26 protein-coding genes, 1 tRNA gene and 1 other annotated feature are annotated in these 26,091 nt (G+C 41.2%); of the genes, 23 read left to right on the top strand and 4 right to left on the bottom strand.

The features are described from left to right. Positions 1-49 precede the first annotated feature (49 nt). The 3 genes from AC3XNE_RS00695 to AC3XNE_RS00685 all read left to right on the top strand — a co-directional run bounded on the left by AC3XNE_RS00695 (position 50) and on the right by AC3XNE_RS00685 (position 1,853). Complete coding sequence (locus AC3XNE_RS00695) at positions 50-517, top strand: SprT family protein (RefSeq protein ID WP_489832338.1); 468 nt, start codon at positions 50-52, stop codon at positions 515-517. 99 nt (positions 518-616) lie between these two features. Continuing rightward, positions 617-701 (top strand) — tRNA-Leu (locus tag AC3XNE_RS00690). A gap of 156 nt (positions 702-857) precedes the next feature. After that, positions 858-1,853: a beta-ketoacyl-ACP synthase III gene (locus AC3XNE_RS00685; RefSeq protein ID WP_489832337.1), complete on the top strand. Its 996-nt coding sequence runs from the start codon at positions 858-860 to the stop codon at positions 1,851-1,853. Between the two features lie 56 nt (positions 1,854-1,909). Here the strand turns inward: AC3XNE_RS00685 and AC3XNE_RS00680 are convergent, their stop codons facing one another. Continuing rightward, positions 1,910-3,106: an LCP family glycopolymer transferase gene (locus AC3XNE_RS00680; protein WP_489832336.1), complete on the bottom strand. Its 1,197-nt coding sequence runs from the start codon at positions 3,104-3,106 to the stop codon at positions 1,910-1,912. A gap of 249 nt (positions 3,107-3,355) precedes the next feature. On the opposite strand from AC3XNE_RS00680, the gene AC3XNE_RS00675 reads away from it, so the two are divergent. From AC3XNE_RS00675 to AC3XNE_RS00665, 3 genes are all read left to right on the top strand, one after another. After that, positions 3,356-4,300 (top strand): AEC family transporter, encoded by a 945-nt coding sequence (locus AC3XNE_RS00675; protein ID WP_489832335.1) that lies wholly within the window; start codon positions 3,356-3,358, stop codon positions 4,298-4,300. 360 nt (positions 4,301-4,660) lie between these two features. Then, positions 4,661-5,884: a CHAP domain-containing protein gene (locus AC3XNE_RS00670; protein WP_489832334.1), complete on the top strand. Its 1,224-nt coding sequence runs from the start codon at positions 4,661-4,663 to the stop codon at positions 5,882-5,884. 210 nt (positions 5,885-6,094) lie between these two features. Then, a complete protein-coding gene (locus tag AC3XNE_RS00665; protein WP_489832333.1) occupies positions 6,095-6,772 on the top strand; it encodes a 2,3-bisphosphoglycerate-dependent phosphoglycerate mutase in 678 nt (225 codons plus the stop codon). A 401-nt stretch (positions 6,773-7,173) separates the two neighbouring features. Here the strand turns inward: AC3XNE_RS00665 and AC3XNE_RS00660 are convergent, their stop codons facing one another. Together AC3XNE_RS00660 and rpiA are read right to left on the bottom strand one after the other, a co-directional pair. Beyond that, the gene (locus tag AC3XNE_RS00660) at positions 7,174-8,508 is read right to left on the bottom strand and encodes a C1 family peptidase (protein WP_489832332.1); all 1,335 of its coding nucleotides are present in this window, start codon (positions 8,506-8,508) and stop codon (positions 7,174-7,176) included. 176 nt (positions 8,509-8,684) lie between these two features. Continuing rightward, positions 8,685-9,374, bottom strand: coding sequence for a ribose-5-phosphate isomerase RpiA (gene rpiA, locus AC3XNE_RS00655; protein WP_489832331.1), 690 nt, complete (start codon positions 9,372-9,374; stop codon positions 8,685-8,687). A 212-nt stretch (positions 9,375-9,586) separates the two neighbouring features. Here rpiA and AC3XNE_RS00650 point away from each other — a divergent pair, with 212 nt between their 5' ends. The 16 genes from AC3XNE_RS00650 to AC3XNE_RS00575 all read left to right on the top strand — a co-directional run bounded on the left by AC3XNE_RS00650 (position 9,587) and on the right by AC3XNE_RS00575 (position 24,623). Next, positions 9,587-10,123 (top strand): dCTP deaminase/dUTPase family protein, encoded by a 537-nt coding sequence (locus AC3XNE_RS00650; RefSeq protein ID WP_489832330.1) that lies wholly within the window; start codon positions 9,587-9,589, stop codon positions 10,121-10,123. 352 nt (positions 10,124-10,475) lie between these two features. Then, a complete protein-coding gene (radA, locus tag AC3XNE_RS00645) occupies positions 10,476-11,849 on the top strand; it encodes a DNA repair protein RadA (RefSeq protein ID WP_489832329.1) in 1,374 nt (457 codons plus the stop codon). Positions 11,850-11,949: 100 nt separating this feature from the next. Next, the gene (locus AC3XNE_RS00640; RefSeq protein ID WP_489832328.1) at positions 11,950-13,068 is read left to right on the top strand and encodes a PIN/TRAM domain-containing protein; all 1,119 of its coding nucleotides are present in this window, start codon (positions 11,950-11,952) and stop codon (positions 13,066-13,068) included. A 112-nt stretch (positions 13,069-13,180) separates the two neighbouring features. Further along, positions 13,181-14,671 (top strand): glutamate--tRNA ligase, encoded by a 1,491-nt coding sequence (gene gltX, locus AC3XNE_RS00635; protein WP_489832326.1) that lies wholly within the window; start codon positions 13,181-13,183, stop codon positions 14,669-14,671. Positions 14,672-15,222: 551 nt separating this feature from the next. Continuing rightward, on the top strand, positions 15,223-16,632 hold the full coding sequence (gene cysS, locus AC3XNE_RS00630) for a cysteine--tRNA ligase (RefSeq protein ID WP_489832325.1): 1,410 nt from the start codon (positions 15,223-15,225) through the stop codon (positions 16,630-16,632). Positions 16,633-16,638: 6 nt separating this feature from the next. Further along, positions 16,639-17,052, top strand: coding sequence for a Mini-ribonuclease 3 (locus AC3XNE_RS00625; RefSeq protein WP_489832324.1), 414 nt, complete (start codon positions 16,639-16,641; stop codon positions 17,050-17,052). A gap of 15 nt (positions 17,053-17,067) precedes the next feature. Continuing rightward, the gene (gene rlmB, locus AC3XNE_RS00620) at positions 17,068-17,823 is read left to right on the top strand and encodes a 23S rRNA (guanosine(2251)-2'-O)-methyltransferase RlmB (protein WP_489832323.1); all 756 of its coding nucleotides are present in this window, start codon (positions 17,068-17,070) and stop codon (positions 17,821-17,823) included. Between the two features lie 7 nt (positions 17,824-17,830). After that, on the top strand, positions 17,831-18,352 hold the full coding sequence (locus AC3XNE_RS00615) for an NYN domain-containing protein (RefSeq protein ID WP_489832322.1): 522 nt from the start codon (positions 17,831-17,833) through the stop codon (positions 18,350-18,352). Positions 18,353-18,579: 227 nt separating this feature from the next. Beyond that, positions 18,580-18,732 carry a 50S ribosomal protein L33 gene (rpmG, locus tag AC3XNE_RS00610; RefSeq protein ID WP_081607034.1) on the top strand — a complete coding sequence of 51 codons (153 nt, stop codon included), beginning with the start codon at positions 18,580-18,582 and terminating at the stop codon, positions 18,730-18,732. A gap of 36 nt (positions 18,733-18,768) precedes the next feature. Next, complete coding sequence (secE, locus tag AC3XNE_RS00605) at positions 18,769-18,936, top strand: preprotein translocase subunit SecE (RefSeq protein ID WP_489832321.1); 168 nt, start codon at positions 18,769-18,771, stop codon at positions 18,934-18,936. A gap of 145 nt (positions 18,937-19,081) precedes the next feature. Continuing rightward, a complete protein-coding gene (gene nusG, locus AC3XNE_RS00600) occupies positions 19,082-19,633 on the top strand; it encodes a transcription termination/antitermination protein NusG (protein ID WP_489832320.1) in 552 nt (183 codons plus the stop codon). A gap of 180 nt (positions 19,634-19,813) precedes the next feature. Continuing rightward, positions 19,814-20,239, top strand: coding sequence for a 50S ribosomal protein L11 (gene rplK, locus AC3XNE_RS00595; RefSeq protein ID WP_489832319.1), 426 nt, complete (start codon positions 19,814-19,816; stop codon positions 20,237-20,239). A 97-nt stretch (positions 20,240-20,336) separates the two neighbouring features. Next, positions 20,337-21,026 (top strand): 50S ribosomal protein L1, encoded by a 690-nt coding sequence (gene rplA, locus AC3XNE_RS00590; RefSeq protein ID WP_489832318.1) that lies wholly within the window; start codon positions 20,337-20,339, stop codon positions 21,024-21,026. A gap of 65 nt (positions 21,027-21,091) precedes the next feature. Further along, positions 21,092-21,208 (top strand) — a sequence feature (ribosomal protein L10 leader region). A 31-nt stretch (positions 21,209-21,239) separates the two neighbouring features. Then, positions 21,240-21,743 carry a 50S ribosomal protein L10 gene (rplJ, locus tag AC3XNE_RS00585; RefSeq protein WP_489832317.1) on the top strand — a complete coding sequence of 168 codons (504 nt, stop codon included), beginning with the start codon at positions 21,240-21,242 and terminating at the stop codon, positions 21,741-21,743. A gap of 46 nt (positions 21,744-21,789) precedes the next feature. Continuing rightward, complete coding sequence (gene rplL, locus AC3XNE_RS00580) at positions 21,790-22,158, top strand: 50S ribosomal protein L7/L12 (protein WP_489832316.1); 369 nt, start codon at positions 21,790-21,792, stop codon at positions 22,156-22,158. A gap of 386 nt (positions 22,159-22,544) precedes the next feature. Further along, positions 22,545-24,623 (top strand): DNA topoisomerase 3, encoded by a 2,079-nt coding sequence (locus tag AC3XNE_RS00575; RefSeq protein WP_489832315.1) that lies wholly within the window; start codon positions 22,545-22,547, stop codon positions 24,621-24,623. A 121-nt stretch (positions 24,624-24,744) separates the two neighbouring features. On the opposite strand, the gene AC3XNE_RS00570 is transcribed toward AC3XNE_RS00575, so the two are convergent. After that, positions 24,745-25,050 (bottom strand): DUF454 family protein, encoded by a 306-nt coding sequence (locus AC3XNE_RS00570; protein WP_489832313.1) that lies wholly within the window; start codon positions 25,048-25,050, stop codon positions 24,745-24,747. 554 nt (positions 25,051-25,604) lie between these two features. On the opposite strand from AC3XNE_RS00570, the gene AC3XNE_RS00565 reads away from it, so the two are divergent. Continuing rightward, the gene (locus AC3XNE_RS00565) at positions 25,605-26,030 is read left to right on the top strand and encodes a MarR family winged helix-turn-helix transcriptional regulator (protein WP_489832312.1); all 426 of its coding nucleotides are present in this window, start codon (positions 25,605-25,607) and stop codon (positions 26,028-26,030) included. Positions 26,031-26,091 lie beyond the last annotated feature (61 nt).

The raw sequence follows: 26,091 nt of genomic DNA, 5'->3' as shown, positions 1-26,091 counted from the left end.
TAAAAATGCCTTTGAAAGTGAGCTGCTTTTTCAAAAAGGAGATGAAAAAATGACAGATGATGATTTGCAAAATTTAGTGGAAGAAATCTCGGAAACGTTGTTTAAGCAACCGTTTCGGCATAGGGCTTTTTTTAACAAACGTTTAAGAACGACCGGGGGTAGATATCAGTTGCAGACACATAATATTGAGATCAACCCTAAAATGTTCACAGAACACGACTACCAGACTTTGGTCGGAGTTATCAAACACGAGTTATGCCACTACCATCTGCATTTGGTCCACGCTGGTTATAATCATCGCGATCCGGACTTCAAACGTTTGCTCCAAACAGTAGGTGGATCTCGGTATGCGCCACGTTCAAAACCATTTAAGCGCAAGGAACGAAAGTACTTGTACCAGTGTGTTTCTTGTGGTCAGACATACTCACGAGTACGACGTATCAATACCCAACGTTTTGTTTGTTCACGCTGTCAGGGGCATTTACAGTTAGTGAAACAAACTTCGTCTCCGAAATAAATGTGCGTGAATGTTAAAGGCTGCTTGGCTGTGTAAAAGAGTAGCTACAAAAAACTATTGCAGTATCAATCAAGCTTTGCTATAATTATATCTGTTGTCGCGGGTATGGCGGAATTGGCAGACGCGTCAGACTAAGGATCTGGTGAGCATTGCGCTCGTGATGGTTCGAATCCATTTACCCGCATAGTTAGGCCGTGGGAAACTGAAAAGTTTCCTGCGGTTTTTTCGGTTAAGGGAAGGTGTCTTATTTACTACTGACGAAGTTTTATATTTTTAGTTATGAACTATGAAGAAATCATTATGCTAGGGATAATTGACAAATGAATTTGAGGTGCAAATTATGACATATGTAACAGCCAGGGCTTGGGCAGAGTACTTTCCGCCGCGAGTTGTGGATAACAATGAATTGAGTACTTTTATGGATACTTCAGATGAGTGGATAAAAGCTCATACGGGTATCGAGAAACGTCACATTGCACTCAATGAAAATACTTCTGAAATGGCGAGCAAAGTCGGTTCCCGGTTGCTAACGCGCGCCAACCTTAGTGCTGACCAAATAGATATGATCATCGTTTCTACGATCACACCCGATTCTTTGACACCATCAACAGCGGCCTTGGTCCAGGCTGAACTCGGTGCGAAAAATGCATTTGCTTACGACATTTCGGCAGCTTGTGCAGGTTTTATATTTTCACTAAGTACCGCTGAAAAATTTATTCGAAGCGGTGCCTATAATCACGTGATGGTGATCAGTGCAGAAAATAATTCAAAGATGCAAGATTTTAAGGATCGTACTTCGGCGGTCTTTTTTGCCGATGGAGCAGCAGGGATGATATTAAGTGCGACCACCCAGCCGCTAGAGGAGATGTTTGTTGCGGAGAAGTTATGTACTAGTGGAAATGCTCAGGTCATCCATAGCGGCAGGATCGCGCCACTAAACGAGATCTCTGCGGATAATTACCCTAAAGTGGATGCTTTTTATCAGGACGGACACGCTGTGTTTGATTTTGTAACTGAAACGGTGACTAAACACATCGCTGATTTTTTAAGAGAACAAAACTTACCAGCAAGGAAACTTGATTTGGTCGTATTGCATCAAGCTAATTTACGTTTGATCGAAAAGGTCGCAGCTTATCTGGGTTTGCCAATGGATCGTTTTGCTGTTAATGTGGCGGATCATGGTAATACTTCTTCAGTCGGGATCCCGTCTGTTTTAGCTGAAGAATTGAGCACCAGGGATAATTTGGGACTGACTCTGTTGAGTGGCTTTGGCGCAGGATTAGCATACGGCAGTTTATTGTTGGATTTTTCCGGTTGCGAGCTAAATAAAAAATAGCAAAAATATATCCTGACACTGTGGTTAGCAATGTCAGGATATTTTCATTTATTCTTTTAATAACCGTAATTTTCAGTGCCGCCGTTATTTTGGTATCCGCCGCCGTAGTTTGATTGTTGACCGGAGTAGTTTTGTCCACCACCATATGATCGTCCCTGGCTGCTTTGTCTTGAACCAGCCGAGGGATCTGACGTTGTACCATCACTTTCAACAGGGTTACTGAATTTTTCTGAACTTGGTTGCAGATCAAGTTGTTTGCGGATCTTATTGGAAGCCTTCTTCTTTTCTGAAGAAGAAGCGATTTGATAAGATGCTCCGCCAAGCATTGCATTATCACCACGTAAGGTGTAAGAATCAACTTTCTTCCCAGCACTCTTATAATTACTTTCGATCGTCATCATATCCTCATAACTGAGATCAGTCTTCATATTTGTCTGGATCGATTTCAGTAGATCTTGGAAACGTGTGATGGATGAAACACTAATGGCTTGATCTATGATCGCAGTAATAACTTGTTTTTGCCGTTTCTGGCGGCCATAATCACCCTCTGGGTCGTCATAACGCATCCGGGAGTATGCAAGTGCTTGTTTACCATTCAGTTTGACTTTTTTACCTTTAGTAACATCAGCATCACTATATTTGAAAGTCAAAGTTGGGTTAACGGTCACACCGCCTAAAGCATCAACTATCTTACGTAAGCCTCCCATATTTACCAGCAAGTAGTAGTCGATCGGGACATGTAGAGTGTTTTGGACAGTTTTGATTGCGGTCGAAACACCGCCGATAGTGTAAGCAGTATTGATCTTATCATAAGAATTGTCCGAACCAGCGATCTTGACTTCAGTATCACGTGGGATACTGGTCAAAGTAACATGTTCCTTTTCCGGATTAACTGTCGCAACAATGATCGTATCTGTTCGTCCTTTATCTGAGCGCCCTAGATCACCTGTGTCAGTTCCCAGTATCAACATTGAGAAAGGTTCTTTATTTTTGATAACACTGGAAACGTTACGCATTTTCTTGACGTTTGATTCGGTATAAGTGTCATTGAGAGTGTTTTTTGCTGAATGCAACATATGATAGCCATATGCGGTCCCACCATATATTACAGCCAATCCGACGACTAAAAGGACAGCACAGATCCTTTTACGCCATCTGTGCTTTTTTTTGAACTGGTGTGAGTTGCCATTATTATATTTGCGGCGTAGGGGAGCTTCATAATGCTCCTCTTCATTGTTATTTTTATTAGCCATGTACGACTCCTTTGCGTGTTCTCAAACATAAGTGAATTATACACTTCAACATTTTTTTTGGGAATAAGATGTTAAGCTTTTTATGAAAATTAAACATTTGTCTATTAGAAAGTAAAGTTTAGTTGTCTGGCAAATGAAAAATATAGAAAATATTACTACTTCTTACTTCGCTTTTCATGAAAATAAAAAACGTGTATACTCGTTGGTAAGATAAATTATGTAATGTAAAGCTAGAGAGAAGAATTTATAGTGGATGTTTTTTTACAAAGTACTTCTGGTGTCATTATTATTTTGGTTTTGATCATCGTAGGTTATGTCCTAGCTGCTAGAGGCTGGTTCCCAGGGTCGATCGACAAATTGATCGCTAAGCTAGTTACACAGATCGGTTTGCCATGTTATATGGTAGATACTATTACCAGCCAATTCACTGCACATCAACTGGTAGGGATCGTTCCTGACTTGGTGTTTCCAGTCTTATCAATGTTGATCTTGATGGTCATCGCGCTTTGCTTTGCACGTTTCTTTAAGATCGCACCGTTTCACCGTGGATTATTTTCGTCAATGTTTTTTAATTCAAACACGGTTTTTGTAGGGCTACCGATCAACCAAGCACTGTTTGGCGATAAGAGTATTCCCTTCGTTTTGATATATTATATGGCCAATACTACGATTTTTTGGACGATCGGCACATATTTCATCCAAAGGGACGGCTCAAGTGGTGCGACCTTCGATTTTAAAACTACGGTTAAAAAGGTGTTTTCACCGCCATTGCTAGGCTTTATAGTTGGGATTTTGCTGGTATTATTGAAGATCAAATTACCGCTATTCGTTGAAAAAGATCTAAGTTACCTTGGAAATTTAACAACACCATTGTCCATGATCTTTATCGGTATCTGTGTTTATAATGCTGGTTTAAAGCAGTTATCTTTGAAGAAGGATAATCTTTTGATCTTAGTAGGTCGATTTATATTAGCACCGGTTTTGATGGCGCTTTTGGTCGCACCGACAAACTTCCCAGTTTTGATGAAGCAAGTCTTCATTTTACAGTCTGCTATGCCGGTAATGACTAATGCCCCGGTTGTGGCACGTCTATATGGTGCTGACGCAGATTACGCTTCAGCGATGGTCACCGAAACGACTTTTCTGTCATTGATAGTGGTACCGATCTTAATGGTTTGCACACAGAATTTGTAGTTAATAGCCTTTGGACATCAATCGTCTGTGATTGGGTGGTCAAGGGCTTTTTTGTGTATTACTGAAGTAGTGAAATGGATGGAATTATTACAACAAAAAATCATAAATAGTGAAAAAGACAGAAAGAAAATCGTTAGCATAAAACTTGCCATTTGTTGTGTTTATTTTTGAGCAAATTTTGTTGTTTTTATTTGATGAAATATTTTTGTAATATAAGGGGACGTTTTGCGCGCATAATATCAGTTTTTGTAAATATAATGTAATGGTTATCCTATTGTAATAATGATAATATAGAAATCGTGAGATCAAACGAATAAAAATTAATTATTAAATTACATTTTTACATAGGAGAACATATTCATGAAGAAAAATTTTTTTAGTCAATGTGCCGTTGCTTTAGCAACAGTTACAACTTTAAGCGTGCTTGCACCAAGCGTTTCAGCTAATACTAAATCTGATCTAGCTAATGTGAATACTGAGATCACTACTACGAAGGCAAAGATCTCTGCTTCACAAAAGAAGATCGATGCAGCAACGGCACTTCAGATGAAAAAGTCTCAAAAAATTTCTGACTTGAAGATCCAGATCGGCAAGCGCGACGAGCAGTTGAAAAAACAGGCTCAGTCAGCGCAGTTGAACAATTCAGGTTCAATGTTGAAGTTTGTCACTGATTCTGATAGCTTTTCGGATGCTATTGGCCGCGGAGTTGCTGTAGCTCGTGTTGTTCATGCTAATAATCAAACAATGGAACAACAAAAAAATGATAAGGCTCAAGTTGAGACAGAGCAAGCAGCTTTGACTAAGTCAGTTAAGAGTCAAAAAACTGAGAATATGAATCTTTTGAAAATGAAAGCAAACCTTGACGCCAAGCAAGCGGAATTAACTGCTAAGAAGAACAAAGAAGATGCAACTGCTCAGGCTAATGCTAAAGCAGCAGCAAAGGCAGCTAAAAAAGTTAAGGCGGCTAAGGATCTAGAAACGGCTGGCCGTGAAGCTGATAAAGCACATAACGCCGCTAATGCAGATGCTGCTCAAAAGAATCGTGATAAGCAAAATGACGCCGTTAGTCAAAACGGCAACACAAATGATAATATCACTGTTCAAATGAATAATAAAACTAATAGTAACAATAGTAGTAATAGCATTAGTAAACATAGCAGTAATAGTGATAACAACACACCAAAAGCTAAAGTCGAACAAGTCAATTTAAGTAGCAGCAGCAAGCACGGCAAGGGTGGCGGACCAAACGGCTATCCTGCAGGTCAATGCACATACTACGTTAAGATGGCTGCTCCGTGGGTCGGCGGACACTGGGGTAATGGTCAGCAATGGGCCGCTTCGGCAGCTGCTGCAGGATTCCGCGTTGATCATACACCGTCAGCAGGTTCAGTTGCTGTTTATGCAGGTGGGGCAAACGTCGGTGGTTGGACTGCTGCACCGGGCTACGGACACGTTGCACTTGTACAAAGTGTAAATGGTGGCTCTGTAACTATCACACAAGGTGGAACAGGTTTTTCTAACCCTATGGGTCCAAACACTCAAACACTTTCAGCCGGTGCCGCAATGGCTTATATCCATCCATAATAATAAATATGAGAAAAGAGTATCCTCTTAGAGGTGCTCTTTTTTGATATGAATAAATTTTAGTTGAGTTTGCTTACTACTGCGGCAAGATTTACTTTTTCTTGAGCTAAGTTATTGACTAGAAAAGAGTCGTTAATTGCTGGGGGGCTGTTTTTTGTAGCTGAAATTTGCTATGATGAATGGCGAAGAGAGTAGAGAGGGTGAACTCTAATGTCAAAATTAGTGCTTTTACGACATGGTCAAAGCGTGGCAAACAAAGTTAACGAATATACCGGCTGGTCAGATTCTCCGCTGACTGAATATGGGGTCAAACAGGCCCATGAATCAGGAAAATTATTGCTTAAACAGCGATTGGATTTTTCCGACATACACACTTCAGTTTTGGTTCGAGCAATTAAGTCGGCTAATATTGTTTTAGACGAATTACACCAGTCATATGTTCCGATCCATAAAACTTGGCGTTTGAATGAGCGACATTATGGTTCACTGCGAGGATGGAACAAGGATGACACTCGTAAAATTTTTGGTGTTGAGCAGGTGGCTTTGTGGCGGCGTTCTTACTATGCAGTTCCGCCTAAATTAGAATTTCCTGACCGCGACCGGCGGTATGCCGATTTACCAGAAAGCTCTTTGCCTTTAGCTGAAAGTTTAGAAATGGCGACAGCACGGATCGTCCCATATTGGGTGGATTCGATCGTCCCCAAATTATTGGATCACAAAAACCAATTAGTTGTGGCTCATGGCAGTACAGTTCGTGCAATGATCAAGTTTATTGAGCAGATCAGCGACAAGGACATCGATGGCGTCGAAGTAGCCAACGGAGAGCCGATCATGTATACTTTCGATGACAAATTAAATTTAAAGGATAAACAAATTATCACTGAATAATTTTTGGGTAGTGTCGCTTCTTGGCCATTAAGAGCTGAGGAGCTTTTTTGTATTGTTTTAATAATATGTCGTTCAATTTGGAAAATGCGAGTGTAGGTCCAGCAAAAGAGAATGCGGGAGCAAGTCAGGCAATGTAGCTCCGGTGAAATTGAAAAGCGGTTAAAACATAGCAGAGGTAATAGCCACAATCGGAGGTACAGTTAAAACATACCCAAAGTAATAGCCGAAACTGAAAAAGCAGTTAAAATTCAACCAAAGTGCTAACTACAACTACCAATGTTGTGGAAAAACAAAGTAGTGCGGCGTTTGGCAAGCTTTAAAGGCTAAATTCGAGCTACACACAAAAACACCACGTGCTACTTACGAGCGAGCATATGGTGTTTTGGAAGTATTTTATTAAATTAAGCTAATGAACCCATCGGATCCCATGGTGCAAGAACTTTTGGTTCTGCTTGCAAAGTTTTCTGTAGCTCTTCTGGTAAGAATTTCTTGTTAACAACAACTTGGTAGCAATATTCATCCATCCAGCTATCGCTCATTACGAAGAAACCTTTTGTACCGACTTTGTCACCCCATGAGTTTTCAACTTTCCATTTTGTTGGTTTGTCATTTACCAAATCAACACCTGTTAATACCATGGCGTGGGTCATCAAGCTTTCGCCGTAATCCAAACGTTCAGCCTTGGACATTGAAAGATCAACATCAAACAATTCATCTTTGCTGTAAAGCTGGGTATCCATGATACCTTGTTGACGGTCAGATGATTGGCCAACATCGCAACCAAACCAAACACTTTCACCGGATTTCAACTGTTTAACAGCGACATCGCGGAATGTGTCCATGTCAACGTTCAAATGACGGATCTGACGACCATCGACAACGTTGCCCAGCATTTCAACTGTGTACATGTGGTTGTAAGGCTTGTCATCAGTTGGTCCGTTGATGATCGATACATAATCATCAAGGTCCCAGCCAACATATTTATCAAAGAATTGCTTTGGTGTAATGTTTTGGTCAATATGATAGTTGTTATCTTTGTCACGGTATTCGAAGTCAAATGTTTGTGTGGGCTCACCGTAACTATAAGCACACATCCGATATACTTCGTTCAGCATCTTGTCCTTACGACTAGCAATGTCTTCTTCACTAGCATTGTTTGCGACTAATTCACGTAATTCAACGGCATCTTTACGCAATTTAAGGTTCAATGTGCTGTTGAATTCGTTAGAAGCAGAAGAACTCTTTGTTTCAGGCATTACGGCTTGTGGGACTACACCGTATTTCTGGATCAAAGCAACGACCATGTCCCATTGTCCACCATCTTGTTGTGGAGTTGTCATTAACCAGCTGACTTTACGGTCACTAGTTGGAAGATCAGCAGTTTTTAAGACATTTTCATAGAAGAAATTTGCCTTTTCTAACTTATCCCAGAAGTTTGTGTAGCTTTGAGATAATTCGAAGTCGTCCGCAACCTTGAAGTTATCACGAATATCATGGCGCATCGTGTTTAGTGCGGCAAACATCCAGCAACGACCAGATTGTTTTTGGTTGGCTACATCGCCTGTGTCCAAGTCGATCGAGAAAACAGGGTTCATATTGATTTGTGAACGGTAGTCGATACTTGTAGCTAAAATACCATTTTTTGTTACAGCACGTTCAGCAACTTGTGCTCCTTCGTGCGTATCAAGATCTTGTTGATAATTTTTTAATTGATCAGCAGTGATAGCTTTGGTCATTAAAAAGTCACCCTCCTTTAACAGTCTACTCATATATTACGTCTTTTTTTAATAATAGTAAATACAATTAGCTTGATCATGTTTGGCAAAATATAATGCACTAGCGTTTGTTTGCTGTGACACACTAAAAAGCAGGTGGACTAGCGCTGTCTACCTGCTCCAAAAAACATTTAAATTTAACGGTCAGCATCTAAAACTTCTGGTCCGTCAGAACGTCCGACGATCACTGTGTTGACCATGTTTAAGAATAACCCGTGTTCGACAACACCTACTTCTTTGATCAATTCGTCTGCTAGTTTTTCCGGATCTAAAATATCGTGGAGGTGCAAATCGATGATGTAGTTCTCTGAATCGGTCAAAAGTAGGCTGTTACCGTCAGGATCCTTGCGGAAAGTCGGCTCGTATCCCTTTTTCTCGAAACGTTCGAAAACTTTCTGGCTTCCGTATGGAATGACTTCAACAGGCAGCGGGAAAGCACCAAGGTTTTTGACCATTTTGCTTTCGTCAACGATCCACATGATCTTGTTCGAATTAGTTGCAACGATTTTTTCAAACAACAGTGCTGCGCCGCCACCTTTGATGCCTTGAAAATCATCGCTGATCTCATCTGCACCATCGATGGTCAAGTCGATGTGATCGACGGCATCGACCGATTTGATAGTGATCCCCAACTCTTCGGCTTGTTTAGCGGTAGCTTTGGAAGTAGTAACTCCGGTAATATTCAAACCTTCCGTTTTGACACGACGCCCGAGTGCATCAACCATAAACTTGACAGTCGAACCTGTCCCTAAACCAACGGTCATGCCGTCTTTGACCCATTCAACAGACTTTTCACCAACTAATTTTTTTAATTCATCCTGTTTCATAACGAGCTGTCTCCTCCTCGTGCTCTTTTTTAAGTTTAGACAAAGTTTTTGACCGGCAAACGGCGGAAAATATTGCTAAGCTTGATTTTTTTTGCACTCACATTATAGCATACCGTTTAGTTTATTAAAAAAAGGTTCTGATAGGTCATTCAGATATTGAAATATGTTATCATGAAAATGTATGAAAATTTATACGAAAAAGAGGGTCAAAATTGAAAAGAGGATTCGAAAAAGTTAGCACTTATCCTGCACAGGTTGTTAAATTACCGCAAAGAGCAACTCAAAATGCCGCCGGTTATGATTTTTTTGCAGCAAAGGATTTTATTTTGCCAAGCATTTGGAAGAAAAACTTTATCAAGGTTTTGGCCGCTCTTAGAAAAGGCCAAGTTATAAATAATGATGAATCAACAAAGGCACAAAAAGTTCTTAAGCCATACTTAGTTCCAACTGGTATTAAAGCTTATATGGCGGACAATGAATATTTACTGTTGGCAGATCGTTCAAGTGCACCTTTAAAGCGCGGCTTGGTCTTACCAAATGGTGTAGGGATCATTGACGCAGATTATTATAATAACGACAGTAACGAAGGAGAGATCTTCTTTCAGCTACTGAATTTTTCACTTTTCGACCAGACGATCAAGCAAGGGGAGAAGATCGGCCAGGGAATTTTTATGCCGTATTTGACAGCCGATGGCGAAGAAAAACCGCAGGCTAAAAGATCAGGCGGTTTCGGTTCATCTGGACTGTAAAACATATAAAACAAGCTGGAGTGAAACGCTCAGAAGGTGAGCATATCGAGCTTGGTCGCGATATTGCGTACTTTGCAATATAGTGGTTAGGTTGGATAGGCGGAAGCTTTTGTTTCAAGGAATCATAAAAACAAGGTGGAGTGAAATGCTCAGAAGGTGAGCATATCGGAGCTTGTCCGCGATATTGCATACTTTGCAATATAGTGGCAGGTTGGATAGGCGGAAGCTTTTGTTTCACGAAACCTGACTATAAAAACACGCTGGCCTGCTCCCTCCCTTATTAGGTGTCCGTTTAGCAAGCAAAGTAACAATAAACAAAATTATTCTTTTTATGTAGAAAAGAGGCAGCCAATTGGCAAAAACAAAAATTAAATATGTCTGCCAGAATTGCGGTTATTCTTCTCCGCGCTATTTGGGTAGATGCCCGAACTGTGGTCAGTGGAACACGCTAGTCGAAGAGGTAGAACAAAAAGAACCCAAGGCGGGTGCCTCTTCATTTTCCGGTGGGACGGCGACCAGCACTAAACCCCAGTTGTTAAAAGATGTTTCTTTGAAACAAACACCTCGTGTACAGACACAGATCGCTGAGTTGAACCGTGTTTTAGGTGGTGGGATCGTACCAGGTTCATTAGTGTTGATCGGCGGTGATCCCGGTATCGGGAAATCCACGCTGTTATTGCAGGTTTCTGGACAGCTGGCACAAACAGGTGGGAAAGTTCTTTATGTGTCTGGAGAAGAAAGTGCTAATCAGATCAAAATGCGTGCCGACCGTTTGGCGGTTTCCAGTGATGATTTTTACCTGTATCCGGAAACAGATATGGGCGCGATCCGTGCTAATATCGATAATTTAAAACCAGATTATGTAGTTATTGACTCCGTGCAGACTATGCAAGAACCAGAGATGTCATCCGCAGTTGGCAGTGTATCGCAAATTCGTGAAGTGACCGCTGATTTGATGCGGTTGGCTAAGGGACAAGGGATCACGATCTTTGTCGTTGGCCACGTGACTAAAGGAGGCGCGATCGCTGGTCCTAAGATCTTGGAGCATATGGTGGATACTGTCTTGTATTTTGAAGGTGACCTTCATCACTCATACCGGATCTTACGGGCTGTTAAAAACCGTTTTGGTTCGACTAATGAGATCGGTGTATTTGAAATGCGTGAGGGCGGTTTACAAGAGGTCAGTAATCCATCGCAGATCTTCTTGGAAGAACGTTTGCAAGGTGCAACTGGGTCAGCCGTAGTCGTTTCGCTGGAAGGGACGCGGCCGATAATGGTCGAGATCCAAGCTTTGGTGACACCCACAGCTTTTGGTAATGCTAAAAGGACCACGTCCGGGCTTAGCCAAAATCGGGTCTCACTGATCATGGCGGTTTTGGAAAAACGGGCCGGGCTGATGTTGCAAAATCAAGACGCGTATCTCAAGGCGGCAGGCGGTGTTAAGTTAGATGAGCCTGCTATTGACTTGGCGTTAGCTATTAGTATTGCTTCAAGTTACCGTGAAAAAGAAACAGTCGCTACTGACTGTTTCATCGGTGAAGTAGGGCTTACTGGGGAGATCAGACGTGTGTCTGATATCGAGACCCGTGTTCGGGAAGCACAAAAGCTTGGTTTTAAAAGGATCATTATTCCACAAAATAATTTATCTGAGGCCCACTTGCCCGACAATATTGAGGTTCGTGGAGTTAAAACATTAAATCAGGCATTACATTTCGCTTTTGATTAAGTGAAAAAGCGCGAAAAACCAAATTATTTTTGGTAAAATATTTTACGAATAGGCAAATGTTCTGTAAAAGGAGCAAAAAAGAGAAAGTGAAGTGGTAAGAATGCGAAAAAAAATGATCCAGCTAATTTTCGCACTTTTAGGGATAGGTGCGGGCTATTCATTCATGCCAATGGTGTGGACAATGTTTGGCGTGCAAAATCGCTGGCTCAACAATATTTTCATAGATATGGTTATCGGATTATTAGTTTTTGTCGTTTTAGGCATTATTTTGATCGACCCGGTCGAAAAACTAGTCCAAAAAATTGAAAAGTTTTTAACTAATGAGAAACCGGAATTGGTTGTTACTGAAGTTGTTTCGACGATTATTGGGTTATTGATCGCAGTTTTGATCTCTTTATTATTCTCGAATTCGCAATTATTTTTCTTAAGTACGATCTTACCCATTATACTGTTGATCTTGTTTTCATACCTTGGTTTTATTTTAGGGCGTTCACGTTTTAACGATATTCGTAAAATTTTTGTTAGGCGTAAGAAAACGGGCTTAGAAGATGATGCAAATTCGAGCGATATCTTAGAACGTAAGGCTGGTGATAACTTTCGGAAGTATAAGTTGTTAGATACGAACATCTTGATCGATGGAAGGATCTATGATCTCGCTAAGACCGGTTTTTTGGAAGGCATCTTGGTAGTCCCCAACTTTGTCTTGTATGAGCTGCAATATATTGCTGATTCAGCAGATAGCGTCAAACGTGTGCGCGGACGACGTGGCTTAGATATTTTGAACAAACTCCAAGAAGAAAAGATCATGCCGGTTCAAATGTACGATGGGGATTTTGATGATATTCAAGAAGTGGACAGTAAACTATTGCGGTTAGCTAAAATGATCGATGCTGTTGTGGTAACAAATGACTACAATTTAAACAAGGTAGCTGAATTTCAAAACGTTCAGGTGTTAAATGTCAACGCCTTGGCTAAGTCGCTTAAACCGCGTGTCATTCCTGGCGAAAATTTGAAAGTCATGATCATCAAAAACGGAACGGAGCGGCAACAAGGTGTTGCTTACTTGGATGACGGTACGATGATCGTTGTTGAAGATGGCCATTATTATATGAATAAAAAGATCGAAGTTGAGGTCACAAGTGCGATCCAAACAGACGCGGGCCGGATGATCTTCGCTAAACCAGTTCATTCCTCACGCGGCATCAAAGAGAAAAACTAAAATTAGTTTATTAAAGAGTATTTATTTTTGGTAATAAGCATAGTACAATTTAATGGTGTGGCTGTTTTGACAGTCAAAAAGAGGAATCTCAATGAAAGAGGCGTAATTTTTAATGGCTAGTGATAAAATTCGGGTACGCTATGCTCCAAGCCCAACAGGACACCTGCATATCGGAAACGCTCGGACAGCGTTATTCAATTACTTATTTGCACGGCATAACAATGGCACATTTGTTTTGCGTATCGAGGATACTGACACAAAAAGAAACGTTAAAGATGGCGAGAAAAGCCAGATGGATAACTTGGAATGGTTAGGTATTGACTGGGATGAGGGTCCCGACAAGCCAGGTGAATATGGTCCTTACCGTCAGTCTGAAAGACGTGACATTTATCAACCATTGATCCAAGAACTGATAGACAAAGACCTTGCTTATGAATCATATATGACGGAGGATGAACTTGCAGCGCAGCGTGATGAGCAACGTGCTAATGGTGAGGCACCGCGTTATGTTTATGAATACGAAGGTATGAGTGACGACGAGATCAAGTCGGCTCAAGAAGCTGCCAAGGCTAAGGGGATCAGACCGGTTATTCGTTTGCGTGTAGCGCATGATCATTTATATGAATGGGATGACATTGTAAAGGGCAAAGTTAGCTTCAAGTCCGATACGATCGGTGGCGATTTTGTCATTGCTAAACGCGATGGGATGCCAACATACAACTTTGCGGTCGTTGTTGATGATCATTTGATGGCGATCACTCATGTACTCCGTGGAGACGATCATGTTGCCAACACTCCTAAGCAGTTGGCCGTTTATGACGCTTTTGGCTGGGAACCACCTGTTTTTGGTCATATGTCGTTGATCATTAACACCGCTACTGGTAAGAAATTGAGTAAGCGTGATGAGACGATCTTACAATTTATTGAACAGTACCGTTCATTGGGCTATTTGCCAAACGCAATGTTTAACTTCATTACCTTGTTAGGGTGGTCACCGGTCGGAGAATCCGAGATCTTTACTAAGAAGCAATTTATCAAGATGTTTGATCCCAAACGTTTGAGCAAATCACCGGCTTCATTTGATAATAAGAAGTTGGAATGGGTAAACAACCAATATGTTAAGGCCGGCCATGCCGATCAGATCACTTCATTAGCGATCAAGCAATTGATCAAGGCAGGCCGTTTGCCAGAAAATCCGTCGAAAGAAAAGATCGAATGGGCACGACAGTTGACAAACCTGTATAAGCAACAGATGTCTTATGCGGCTGAAATGATCGACCTTTCATCTGTATTTTTCGAAGACCCTGAGTCTCTAAGTGAGGATGCTTTGAAAGAACTGTCACAGGAAACAGCTCCGGTAGTTTTGCAGGAATTTAAGGCCAAGATCAAGGACCTGCCAGTCTTTGATGCGTTCGAGATCCAATCAGTGATCATGCAGATCCAAAAGGAAAAGGGTATCCGTGGTCGGAAGTTGTATATGCCGATCCGGATCGCTACAACTCGTGAAATGCACGGACCAGACCTTGCTCCCTCGATCGAATTGATCGGTCGCGAAAAGGTGTTGTCACACATCGATAAGACTTTTGCGGAATTGGGTATTTAGTTTTAAAGACTGATAAGGGAAAAGTTCGGCAACAAAACTAGATTTGTTTTGTCACCGAGCTTTTTTGTTAAGTTCGGCTAATGAATGAGTACTTTGAGCAGTTGTTAGTCGGTTGCGGGTCTAAGTTTGTTAAAGTAGGTCCAGCAAATGCGAATGCAAGAGCAAGTTTGCTAAAGTAAGACCAGCAAGTGCGAATGTGGGGGCAACATAGGCGAAGTAGGTCCCGCAAGTGAAAGTTTGTGGCTACAAGGCTATTGAAAGAGTAGCTGCAACTGGAATTGCAGTTATAAGTTTGCCAAAGTAGTAACTGTAATTGAATTTGCGGTTAGAGCTTTACTAAAATAGTAACCACAAACGAAACTGCGGTTAGAACTCTCCCAAAGTAGTAACCACAAACGAAACTTTATCAAAGTAATAACCAAAACTGACAGGGAAGCGCTTATTAGTCCTGGTTTTGCAAATAAAATTTCAGAAAAAAAGCAAAAATATTGTATTATTGCAGTATATATAAAGTGAGAGGTAAATCAGTAGTTCGTAAGGGAGGCTTTTAAATGATCCAGCTATATAACACTTTAACTAAGAAAAAAGAGGAATTTGTGCCGATGCAGCCGGGCAAGGTCAGGATGTATGTCTGTGGTCCGACTGTTTATAATTATATTCACATCGGTAATGCGCGCAGTGCGATAGCTTTTGATACGGTCCGCCGTTACCTAGAGTATCGGGGTTACCAAGTCAAGTATGTTTCTAATTTTACTGATGTTGATGATAAGATCATCAAAGCCAGCCAGGAGATGGGACTGACAGTGCCGGAAGTTACTGAAAAATTTATCAAAGCTTTCTATGCTGATACGGACGCTTTGAATGTCAAACGAGCAGATCTCAATCCGCGCGTGATGGATAATATGGAAGATATCATTGATTTCGTTCAGGTGCTGGTCGACAAAGGATATGCTTATGAGTCTGACGGGGATGTTTATTACCGAGCTCGCAAGTTTAATAAGTATGGCCTGTTATCTGGGCAGTCGATCAACGACCTGGAGCAAGGCGCCAGCGCACGATTAAGTGCAGAAGATCAAGCCAAAAAGGAAGATCCATTGGATTTTGCTGTTTGGAAGTCTGCCAAAACAGGTGAGATCGCTTGGGATTCGCCTTTTGGTAAAGGACGACCCGGTTGGCACATTGAATGCTCAGTAATGTCTACCAAATTTCTGGGGGATACCATTGATATTCACGGCGGTGGTCAGGACCTTGAATTTCCTCATCATGAAAATGAGATCGCGCAAAGTGAAGCGAAAACTGGTCACAAATTTGCGAACTACTGGATGCATAACGGTTTTGTTACGATCGGTGAAGAAGATGAAAAGATGAGTAAATCGTTGGGAAACTTTATCACTGTCCATGACCTGTTAAATGAGGTCGATCCGCAAGTGGTTCGTTTCTTTATGGCTACGACGCAGTACAGACGTCCGATCCGTTACACTTCGGCTAATTTGGCAGAAGCAAAAACTAACCTTGACCGCATTCAAACTGCAGTTACAAACGTTTCTTATCGTTTGCAAGATGCCGAACAAGGTGAACTGGATCTGGCAGTACAAAAAGAATTCCAATTACATGAAGACGAATTCGAAACGGCCATGGATGATGATTTTAACGCGCAAAACGGGATCGCCGTTGTTTACGAGCTGGTCAAACAACTCAATATCTACGCAGCTCAAGCCCAAGTGAATGCAACGACTTTACAATATTTACTTGATGGTTTTGAGAAGATCGTAGCTGTATTTGGCATTGAGGTCAAACAAGCAGGCTTTTTGGATGATGAGATCGAAGCAAAAATCAAACAGCGCAATGCTGCTCGGAAAGACAAGGACTTTGCTTTAAGTGATCAGATCAGGGATGAATTAAAAGAACAGGGGATCATTTTGGAAGATACTCCACAAGGGACCCGGTGGAAGAGAGAATAAAGTTATATGACAAGAGCAAATTATCAACAGATCAATGGGATCGCGCTAGCCTATATTGGTGATGCGGTTTGGGAAGTGTTCATCCGGGAACATTTATTGGAGTTGGGGTTGACCAAGCCCAATAGGCTGCAAAAGACAGCCACTCACTATGTTTCCGCTAAGGCCCAGGCATTTTTGATCGAACAAATGGAGCAAGAGGACAAATTGACTGAAGAAGAATGGACTTTTTTCAAAAAAGGACGCAATGCCAAAAGTCATACTTCTGCCAAAAATACGGCGGTGATGACCTATCGGATCTCAACAGGTTTTGAATCATTATTTGGTTATCTCTATACAAGTGAACAAGATGATCGTTTGAAAGAATTGGCTAAATGGTGTATTGAGACAGTCGAGGTAAATAACGATAAGCAGGTCAAGTAAAGGAAAGAATGAAGAATGAACAAAAATAAAACGTCTGACGAACAAGGGTTAGTGATCGGGCGTCACGCTGCGATGTCTGCACTAAAGGGAAAGCAACCGGTCAATAAAGTCTATGTCCAAGAAAAGTTAAATTCCGATGCCCTCCACGAGTTAGTCACGCTGGCTCGCAAGAAATCGATCGTTGTTTCGCGGGTTCCAAAAGCTAAGTTGGACATGTTAAGTGATCATGGGAACCACCAAGGAGTGGCAGTTTCAGTGGCTCCATTTCAATACGCGCAACTCGATGATTTATTTGCGAAAGCTGATGCTGCTGGGGAACCACCGTTTTTCTTGATCTTAGATGAGATCGAAGACCCCCATAACTTGGGTTCGATCATTCGGACAGCTGACGCCGCTGGTGTACATGGGGTGATCATTCCCAAACGGCGGGCCGTTCAGTTGACAACGACAGTCACTAAAACTTCAACAGGAGCTGTTGAATATGTGCCTGTTATGCGGGCTAGTAATTTAACAAATGTTGTCAAAGAACTGAAAAACCGTGGTGTTTGGGTCTTTGGTACCGATATGGAAGGACAAGATTTCCGACAGTTCAATGGAGCGGCACCAACTGCTTTGGTGATCGGCAATGAAGGAAAAGGGATATCCCCATTATTGAAGAAAAACTGCGATGGTATGGTCTCGATCCCAATGAGTGGACATGTGCAGAGTTTGAACGCTAGTGTTGCGGCTAGTTTATTGATCTATCAAGTTTATACAAGCAGAGGAAAGTAAGTAAGTAATGAAGAAAAATATTCTGATCGTCGATGCATATAATATGATCGGCAACTGGCCAAAATTAAATAAGCTTAAGAAAAATGACCAATTAGAAGAAGCTCGTGATGAGTTGTTGCGTATCCTTTCTGATTATCATAAGCAAAGTGGCTATGAGATCATAGTGGTGTTTGATGCCATGTATGTGCCGGGTCTGTCTAAAAGTTACAGTCAATACACTTTACAGGTGATTTGGACGGACGAAGGTCAGACAGCGGATAGTTATATCGAGTCTTTGGCAGGTCAATTAATGAATCCGCTAACTCAAGTGACAGTGGCAACTAGTGATCAGGCCGAGCAGTGGACGATTTTCTCACAGGGAGCTTTACGAAAGCCAGCATGGGAATTAGCCCAGGATATCAAACGTGCGCAAAAAGAAGTTAAACAAAGAGCAAGGCTCTATCAAGACGAACATTCCGTCCGTGGCAATCCGTGGACTGAAGAACAACTAATGGAATTAAAACGACTGCTTGATCACTTGTCCAAGTGACAAACTGTAAACTTACAAAGTCTGACGTTGATCAAGTTTAATAGCAGATTCATTAAGGATTGCGAACCTAATGCTTCCTTGTTGCCATCAAGGACTTTAAATGGACGATTCGTTTAGATATACTCGGTTAGACAGAGCTCGCACTAAGGGAGCATTACTGTCTTTGTATTGACTTGCTTTAATGTCCGTGATAAAGTTACAATGTTATAATTTAAGGAGAACTGAAGATGGCAGGAAAAAGAAAAATAGCCTTAGCATGTTCAGAATGTGGTTCACGTAATTACACTTTGGTGGAAAATCCCGCAAGGGTTTCTCGCCTTGAAGTAAAGAAATTTTGTAAGTACTGCGGTAAGCATACGCTGCACAGGGAAACAAAATAAAGTTGTTTGATCCGTGGATCTATGGAGGCTTAATTAATGAAATTTTTAAAAGACGTAAAACAAACAATGAAAGATACGACTTGGCCAACAGCGCGTGAGAACCGCAAAGATACGACCACTGTTGTTCTCATGGCAATTGGATTTGCAATTTTCTTCGCAATTGTTGACTATTTGGTCCAATTGGTGATCAGTTTATTTGTCTAGTTAGTCGGTCGAAGAGACTAGCAATTTGTTAGGTAATTTGGTATAATTTCGTTTGTAAGGAAACTTCGCGTGGTCGAGGTTTTTTTATTTTGGGTAAATATTAGTGTAATGATGATCGAAGTTTGAAAAGGAGAATAGAAATTAAATGGCCGAAAATATGGAAAAGAAATGGTATGTTTTACATACTTATTCGGGTTATGAAAACAAGGTAAAGACTAACTTGGAATCACGTGCCCAATCCATGGGGATGGAAAACAACATCTTTAGAGTTGTTGTGCCAGAAGAAGAAAAACGTGAAACTACTAAGACTGGTAAAGAAAAAGTTGAGAAGCTCAAGACTTTCCCCGGCTATGTGTTAGTTGAAATGGTCATGTCAGACCAATCTTGGTATGTTGTTCGTAACACACCTGGTGTGACTGGCTTTGTTGGTTCACACGGTGCTGGTAGTAAGCCTGCTCCTTTGCTTGATGAAGAGATCGATGGGATCTTGCATCAGTTAGGCTTGAGTGCTCGCCATGAGAAATTTGACGCTGAAGTTGGCGACTCTGTAACTATCGTCGATGGTGCCTTTTCTGGGATGGTCGGCAAGATCACTGAGATCGATAACGAAAAGATGAAATTACGTGTCGACATTGAAATGTTTGGCCGTGAAACTGCGACTGAATTGAATTTTGAGCAGGTCGATAAATTAGCTTAAAGAGTTGCAAAATTAAGGATGTTATTTGCCCGTGGTGGTTAGTTTTTGCAAATTTGTGAAAACAGCTTGCAAAGAGCTAGAGGTCATGCTATATTTTATAAGTATGCTTATAGCGTACTAGTGGGAGGCCAAATTTCATGGCCATCCGTACCACACACGGATTATAAGGAGGAATACACCGTGGCAAAAAAAGTAACAAACGTTGTTAAATTGCAGATCCCTGCTGGTAAAGCAACTCCTGCACCGCCAGTTGGTCCTGCATTGGGTCAAGCAGGTATCAATATCATGGGCTTCACTAAAGAATTTAATGCCCGGACTGCTGACCAAGAAGGCATGATCATCCCTGTTGAGATCAGTGTCTATGAAGATCGTTCATTCGATTTCGTTACTAAGACTCCACCGGCACCTATTTTGCTTAAAAAGGCTGCGGGTGTTGATCATGGGTCCGGCGAACCTAACACAAAGAAGGTCGCTAGCGTAACTAAAGACCAAGTTAGAGAAATTGCCGAAACAAAAATGCAAGATCTAAACGCAGCAGACGTTGACGCTGCTACGCGCATGATTGAAGGAACTGCACGAAGCATGGGCTTCACAGTCGAAGACTAATTACCATGCTTTCCAGTCGGATACTTCGCGAAAGTGAATGTATCAAGTGGGAGGTTTATCCGATAGACCACAAATTGCAAGGAGGAAAAATTTACTAATGGCTAAGAAAAGCAAAAAATATTTAGAAGCTGCTAAGCAAATCGAAGCAAACAAAGACTACGATCTTAATGAAGCAGTTAGTTTGGTTAAGAAGATCGACTTTGCTAACTTCGATGCAGGTATCGAAGCAGCTTTCAAATTAAACGTTGATACAAAACAAGCAGACCAACAATTACGGGGCGCTGTTGTGCTTCCTAATGGTACTGGTAAAGACCAAACAGTTGTTGTTTTTGCTAAGGGACCTAAAGCACAAGAAGCTAAGGATGCTGGTGCCGATGTTGTCGGTGACGATGACTTGGTCGGACGTATCCAAGATGGTTGGTTGGACTTTGATGTAGCTATTGCTACACCAGATATGATGGCTCAAGTAGGACGTTTGGGTCGTGTCCTTGGACCTAAAGGCTTGATGCCTAACCCTAAGACAGGTACTGTAACAATGGATGTAAATAAGGCTGTTACAGAATCCAAAGCTGGTAAGGTTACTTATAGAACTGACCGAGACGGTAACGTTCATGTTCCGTTAGGTAAAGTTTCGTTTAGCGAAGATGCTATCAAGGGTAACTTTAAGACGATCAATGACGTGATCACAAAGGCTCGTCCATCATCTGTAAGGGGTATTTATGTGCAACACGTTTCACTGGCTTCGACATTTGGGCCAAGTGTTTCACTTGATGTTTCATCTCTTTAATTTAATAAATTAAATTAGGAATGATCGTTGACTTCTATTGGCGTACATGGTACTCTAATAGAGGTCAATTTTTTATGATTCTACCTAAGACTCAGGTGGTGCAAGCCTTAATATCCTGCCGAGGAGTAATGTATTATTCTCTCTCTGTGTCTTGGTGGATACGGAGCTTTTTTATTTAGAAAAGTTCTACACAATGACTGGGAGGTGAATCAAGTGAGTAAGGAAATTATTGCCAAAAAAGCGCAAATTGTTGATGCTATTGTTGAAAAATTCAACGACGCATCATCGATCGTAGTTGCCGATTATCGTGGTTTGACGGTTGAAGAAGTTACTGATCTACGTCAACAACTACGTGAAGAAGGCGTTGAGATGCGTGTCGTTAAAAACACGTACTTGAAACGTGCAGCTGACAAAGCAGGTTTTGAAGGCTTAGAGGAAGTATTTGCAGGACCTACTGCAATTGCTTTTGGTAGCGAAGATGTTGCTGCCCCTGCACGTGTGATCGCAAAATTTGCTGAAGATCATGAAGCATTAAGCATCAAGGGTGGTATGATCGAAGGAAAGGTTTCTTCTGTCGAAGATATCAATGCACTTTCCAAGTTGCCAGACCGCGACGGCTTATTGTCAATGTTGCTTTCAGTATTGCAAGCACCAGTGCGCAATGTTGCTTATGCTGTTAAAGCAGTTGCTGACAGCAAAGACGAAGATGCAGCTTAAGGTTGTATTTTAAATATATTTGATTAAAAATTTGGAGGAAAATAAAATGGCATTAGATACAGAAAAAATCATTGCTGACCTTAAAGAAGCCAGCATTCTTGAATTAAACGATTTAGTTTCAGCTATTGAAGAAGAATTCGGCGTTTCAGCTGCTGCTCCAGTTGCAGCTGCAGGTGCTGCTGGTGGCGATGCTGCTGCGGAACAAACAGAATTCGACGTTGAATTGACAAGTGAAGGTACAGCTAAGGTTAAGACTATCAAAGCTGTTAAGGATATCACAGGTGTTGGCTTGAAAGATGCTAAGGGCTTGGTTGACAACCTCCCTTCAGTTATCAAGGAAGGCGTTTCTAAAGAAGAAGTTGACGACATCCAAGCTAAGCTTGACGAAGTTGGCGCTTCAGTTAACCTTAAATAATCATTCTTTTGAACGTTATGGCATCTCTCTTTTTGAGAGATGTCTTTTTTTCTTTTATGAGGGTTTTGACAGTAGGAGTGAGTGTTGCAGTTAAAAATTGGTTGAAGTAATAAGTATAAGTAAAAATGCGGTCAAAAGTTTGGTAAAGTGACTCCGGTAACTCTAAATGCAGGCGTAAGTTTATCGAAGTAAGACTGGCAAATGAGAAAGTAGGCGCAACTTAGTCAAAGTAATTCCCGCAATCTATGAATAGCTACTTCACGTTATTTAACTAATGACGGACCAGCTTAAATAATGCTACGGCCAAAGATACTGAAGTCGTTTTGAGCGAAAAAGTGTGCTACACTCAATAAAGTGGACGTATTTTTGAAAGGAAAGTTATTTGAATGAAACAATTGATTTTGGCGGAAAAGCCAAGTGTGGCACGTGATCTGAGCAAGATTTTGGGAGCAAGTCAGAAACATAAAAATTATTTTGAAGGAGACAAGGTCATTGTGACTTGGGCATTAGGCCATTTGTTAGGGTTACAGATGCCGGAAGACCTCAACAAAAATTGGGGTAAGTGGCAAATGGAAACTTTGCCGATGTTACCTAAAAAAATCGGTATCAAGCCTCTGCCTAAGACTCAAGGTCAGTTGAAAACAATCTCTAGCCTGGCCAAACGAAAAGACATTAAGGAAGCTGTGATCGCGACCGATGCAGGGCGTGAAGGAGAGTTGGTTGCGCGGTGGATCTTACAGTATATTCGCTTTAACAAGCCCGTCAAACGATTATGGGTCTCATCGCAGACAAATAAAGCTGTTAAAGAAGGGTTTAATTCATTGAAGCCAGCCAAAGAATATGATGCTCTCTATTATTCAGCTTTGGCCCGAGCTAAAGCAGATTGGCTAGTTGGGTTGAATGTGACTCGTGCTTTGACCGTCAAATATGATGATAATTTGTCAGCTGGTCGCGTCCAAACTCCGACTTTAGCACAAGTTGACCAACAGGCTCAAAAGATCAATCAATTTAAACCACAGAAATATTATACGATCAGCCTTGATGTTAATGGTCAAAAGGCTCAACGGCAACAAAAAGATAAATTTGAGCTTAAGGATCTGCAGTCAGCGCAAAAAATTGTCACTGAACATGAAAAAAGGACGGGGCAAGTTATCGATATCAGCCAGAAGGATAAGTCACAGCAAGCCCCGTTGCCTTATGACCTGACAGAATTGCAGCGTGAGGCCAATCAAGCTTATGGTTATTCTGCCAAAAAGACCTTATCATTAGTGCAAAGCCTGTATGAGGTCCACAAGATCGTTTCTTACCCGCGGACTGACAGCAAATATTTGAGTTCCGATCTCAAGTCAACTATGAAGGAACGCTTGCAGGCCATTAACAACCTCGTTCCTGAAGTGAAAGAATATTTGGCAAACGGCAGTCAAGTCGTCTTAAAGAAGGTTTTTAACGACAAAAAGGTCACTGATCATCATGCATTGATCCCAACAGAACAAAAACCCCGTTATGATAAATTGTCGCAAGACGAGCACCGGATCTATACCATGATCGTTAAGCGATTTGCCGGTTTATTTGCGCAGCCATACCAAACAAAGCAACAAAAGGTTACCGTTCGGTTTGGACAAGACGATTTTGTCTTTACACAGGAAAAATTAGTCAATGCTGGCTGGCGGGCAGACAAAACGCCGGAAGGTAAGCAACGAAACTGGCAAATGAACGAAAAGATCGCTCCCAAGTTTAAGATCTCGGCAGAACAAACGACACCGCCAGCTCCTTTAAATGAAGGTAGTTTACTGGCGAGGATGGAAAAGTATGGCTTGGGAACTCCGGCTACGCGGGCTGAGATCATTGAGAAATTGGTAAAAAGCGATTTGATGGAGCGTTCGGGCAAAATCTTGCAGGTCACTCCAAAAGGCAAGCAGCTGCTCCAGCTTGTAAACCCAGCCTTGGTCACACCTGAACTGACTGCCAAATGGGAAGAACAACTGGAACAGATCGCCCGTGGTAAGTACAATAGCCAAGCATTTATCTTAGAGATCGAAAAGGAAACGAAGAAACTCGTAACTGAGATCAAAAACAGCCAGCAAAAATATCGCGATCATTCATTAACATCCAAGAAATGTCCGAAGTGTGGATCTTTATTAAAAGAGAAGAATACTCGTAATGGTAAGATCTTAGTTTGTACTAACCCAGATTGTGATTATCATCGGCGTGCAGAGGCTAAGGTTACCAATCACCGCTGTCCACAGTGTCACAGGAAGATGTTGTTAGTCGAAGGGAAGAATGGGACTTATTTCCGTTGCAAGTACGATGGCACTACAGAAAAACCGACCGGCAAGAAGCAAAAGAACAAAAAAATGACTAAGCATGAAGAAAAACGTTTGATCAAAAAGGTCAATCAAGATGATGAGCCAGCAGAAAGTCCCTTAGCAGCGGCCTTGAAAAGGGCAATGCAAGAGGGTAAGTAAGCAGCAAGGTCGCAAAGAAATTTTGCAAATAAAAAAGCAGCTACTCCTTAAAAAGAGTGTCTACTTTTTTTATGTATATCATGGGCCAAACGTGCGACTGCACGACTGACTCAAGGTTTAATTAATCCTGGACTAAAATAACAGCCATCATTTTGAAATAAAGCGACTCGTACCATTTCATCCCACGTTTTTCAAACTCTGCTTTTTTTTGCTTACAATGCTCGCTTAGACTGCCAAGAAGCATCCGGTAGAGCCTGCTGTTGGTCACCCAGCGATGGAAACGTGGCGACAGCTTAGATAGGCCGAAAAACCCAGTGATCAAAAAGGGCAATTGTGGTATTACTGGTAAAGCTAAACCGACCACTCCTAAAGTAAATGCAACTATGGTCAGTATGAACCAGAATAATTTAATAACGCTTTGCGACAATAGGATCCCTCCTCAAAATGGAGTCAACGAATACTAGACAATAGTTCCAATAATTTGATTTGCTAGCTAACTTACTTGAGAACTACTAGAAATCTCCATTCAGTGCTATTAATTATAGCACGTTGTAAGTGGTTTGAATATCCTAAAGCTTATAAGAATTAGTAAAGGCAGTTAATTAAATTTAAAAGAAAAAAGAATTGAGAGTAGGATCAGGGGATGTTTTTTAAAGGCAATGAAGAATTCGCTAACAGAAAATTATAAAGCTAAATTATTTTATTATTTATTTAAGAGCGTGGCCTACGTTTCATAGAAAAATTACTGGCAAGTATTAGATAAAATTATGAAATTCTTATATTGAAACTGTACTTGACGCCTTTCACATTCTGTGTTAAAAATTTAATTTGAAAAAATTAAGATAACTTTCTTGCGTTCCTTCGTGAATGTCGTACAATATAATATGTATATATTTAGAAGTGGATATCTCAAGTATTTTTATGATTGAAACTAATAGATATAAATTTCTAGGGGAAAAGTTAAACAATGGGGGTTGAAGTATGAGTTCGCTACAGAAACTTATGTCAGATCTGACACAGATCTTGCAGTTAACAAGTCAACAGTATGAGGATGAAGAATCTTCAAAACTGGGGGCGATCGATGTTTATTATTTGGAGGCTATTTATCAGCTGAAACAACCGACGATCGGTAAAATTTCGCGCTTATTAAGTCAGTCGACTCCAAATACAAACTATCACATCAAAAAGTTGATCAATATGGGCTTGATCGAAAAAAGGATCGATCCATCTGATCATCGGGTCACACACCTGACCACCACAGAAAAATATTCAGATAGTTTTAAAACTAATGAAGAATTTTGGGAAACATTACAGCAACGATTGGAAGACGAGATCGAACCGCGTGACTTTGCAATTTTCAAGCGCGTGCTTGGTCAAACGGTCGATATCGTGCACGAAGAACTGTGAAAATATCGTTGCTTATAACTTAAAAATAGTGGAAGACGACTGCAAGTTAGCAGCCGTTTTT

The organism is Ligilactobacillus sp. JN-6 (Y).1 (genome assembly GCF_058111525.1).
The sequence above is the reverse complement of the archived record's forward strand: the minus strand, read 5'-3'. Positions and strand labels throughout refer to the sequence as shown.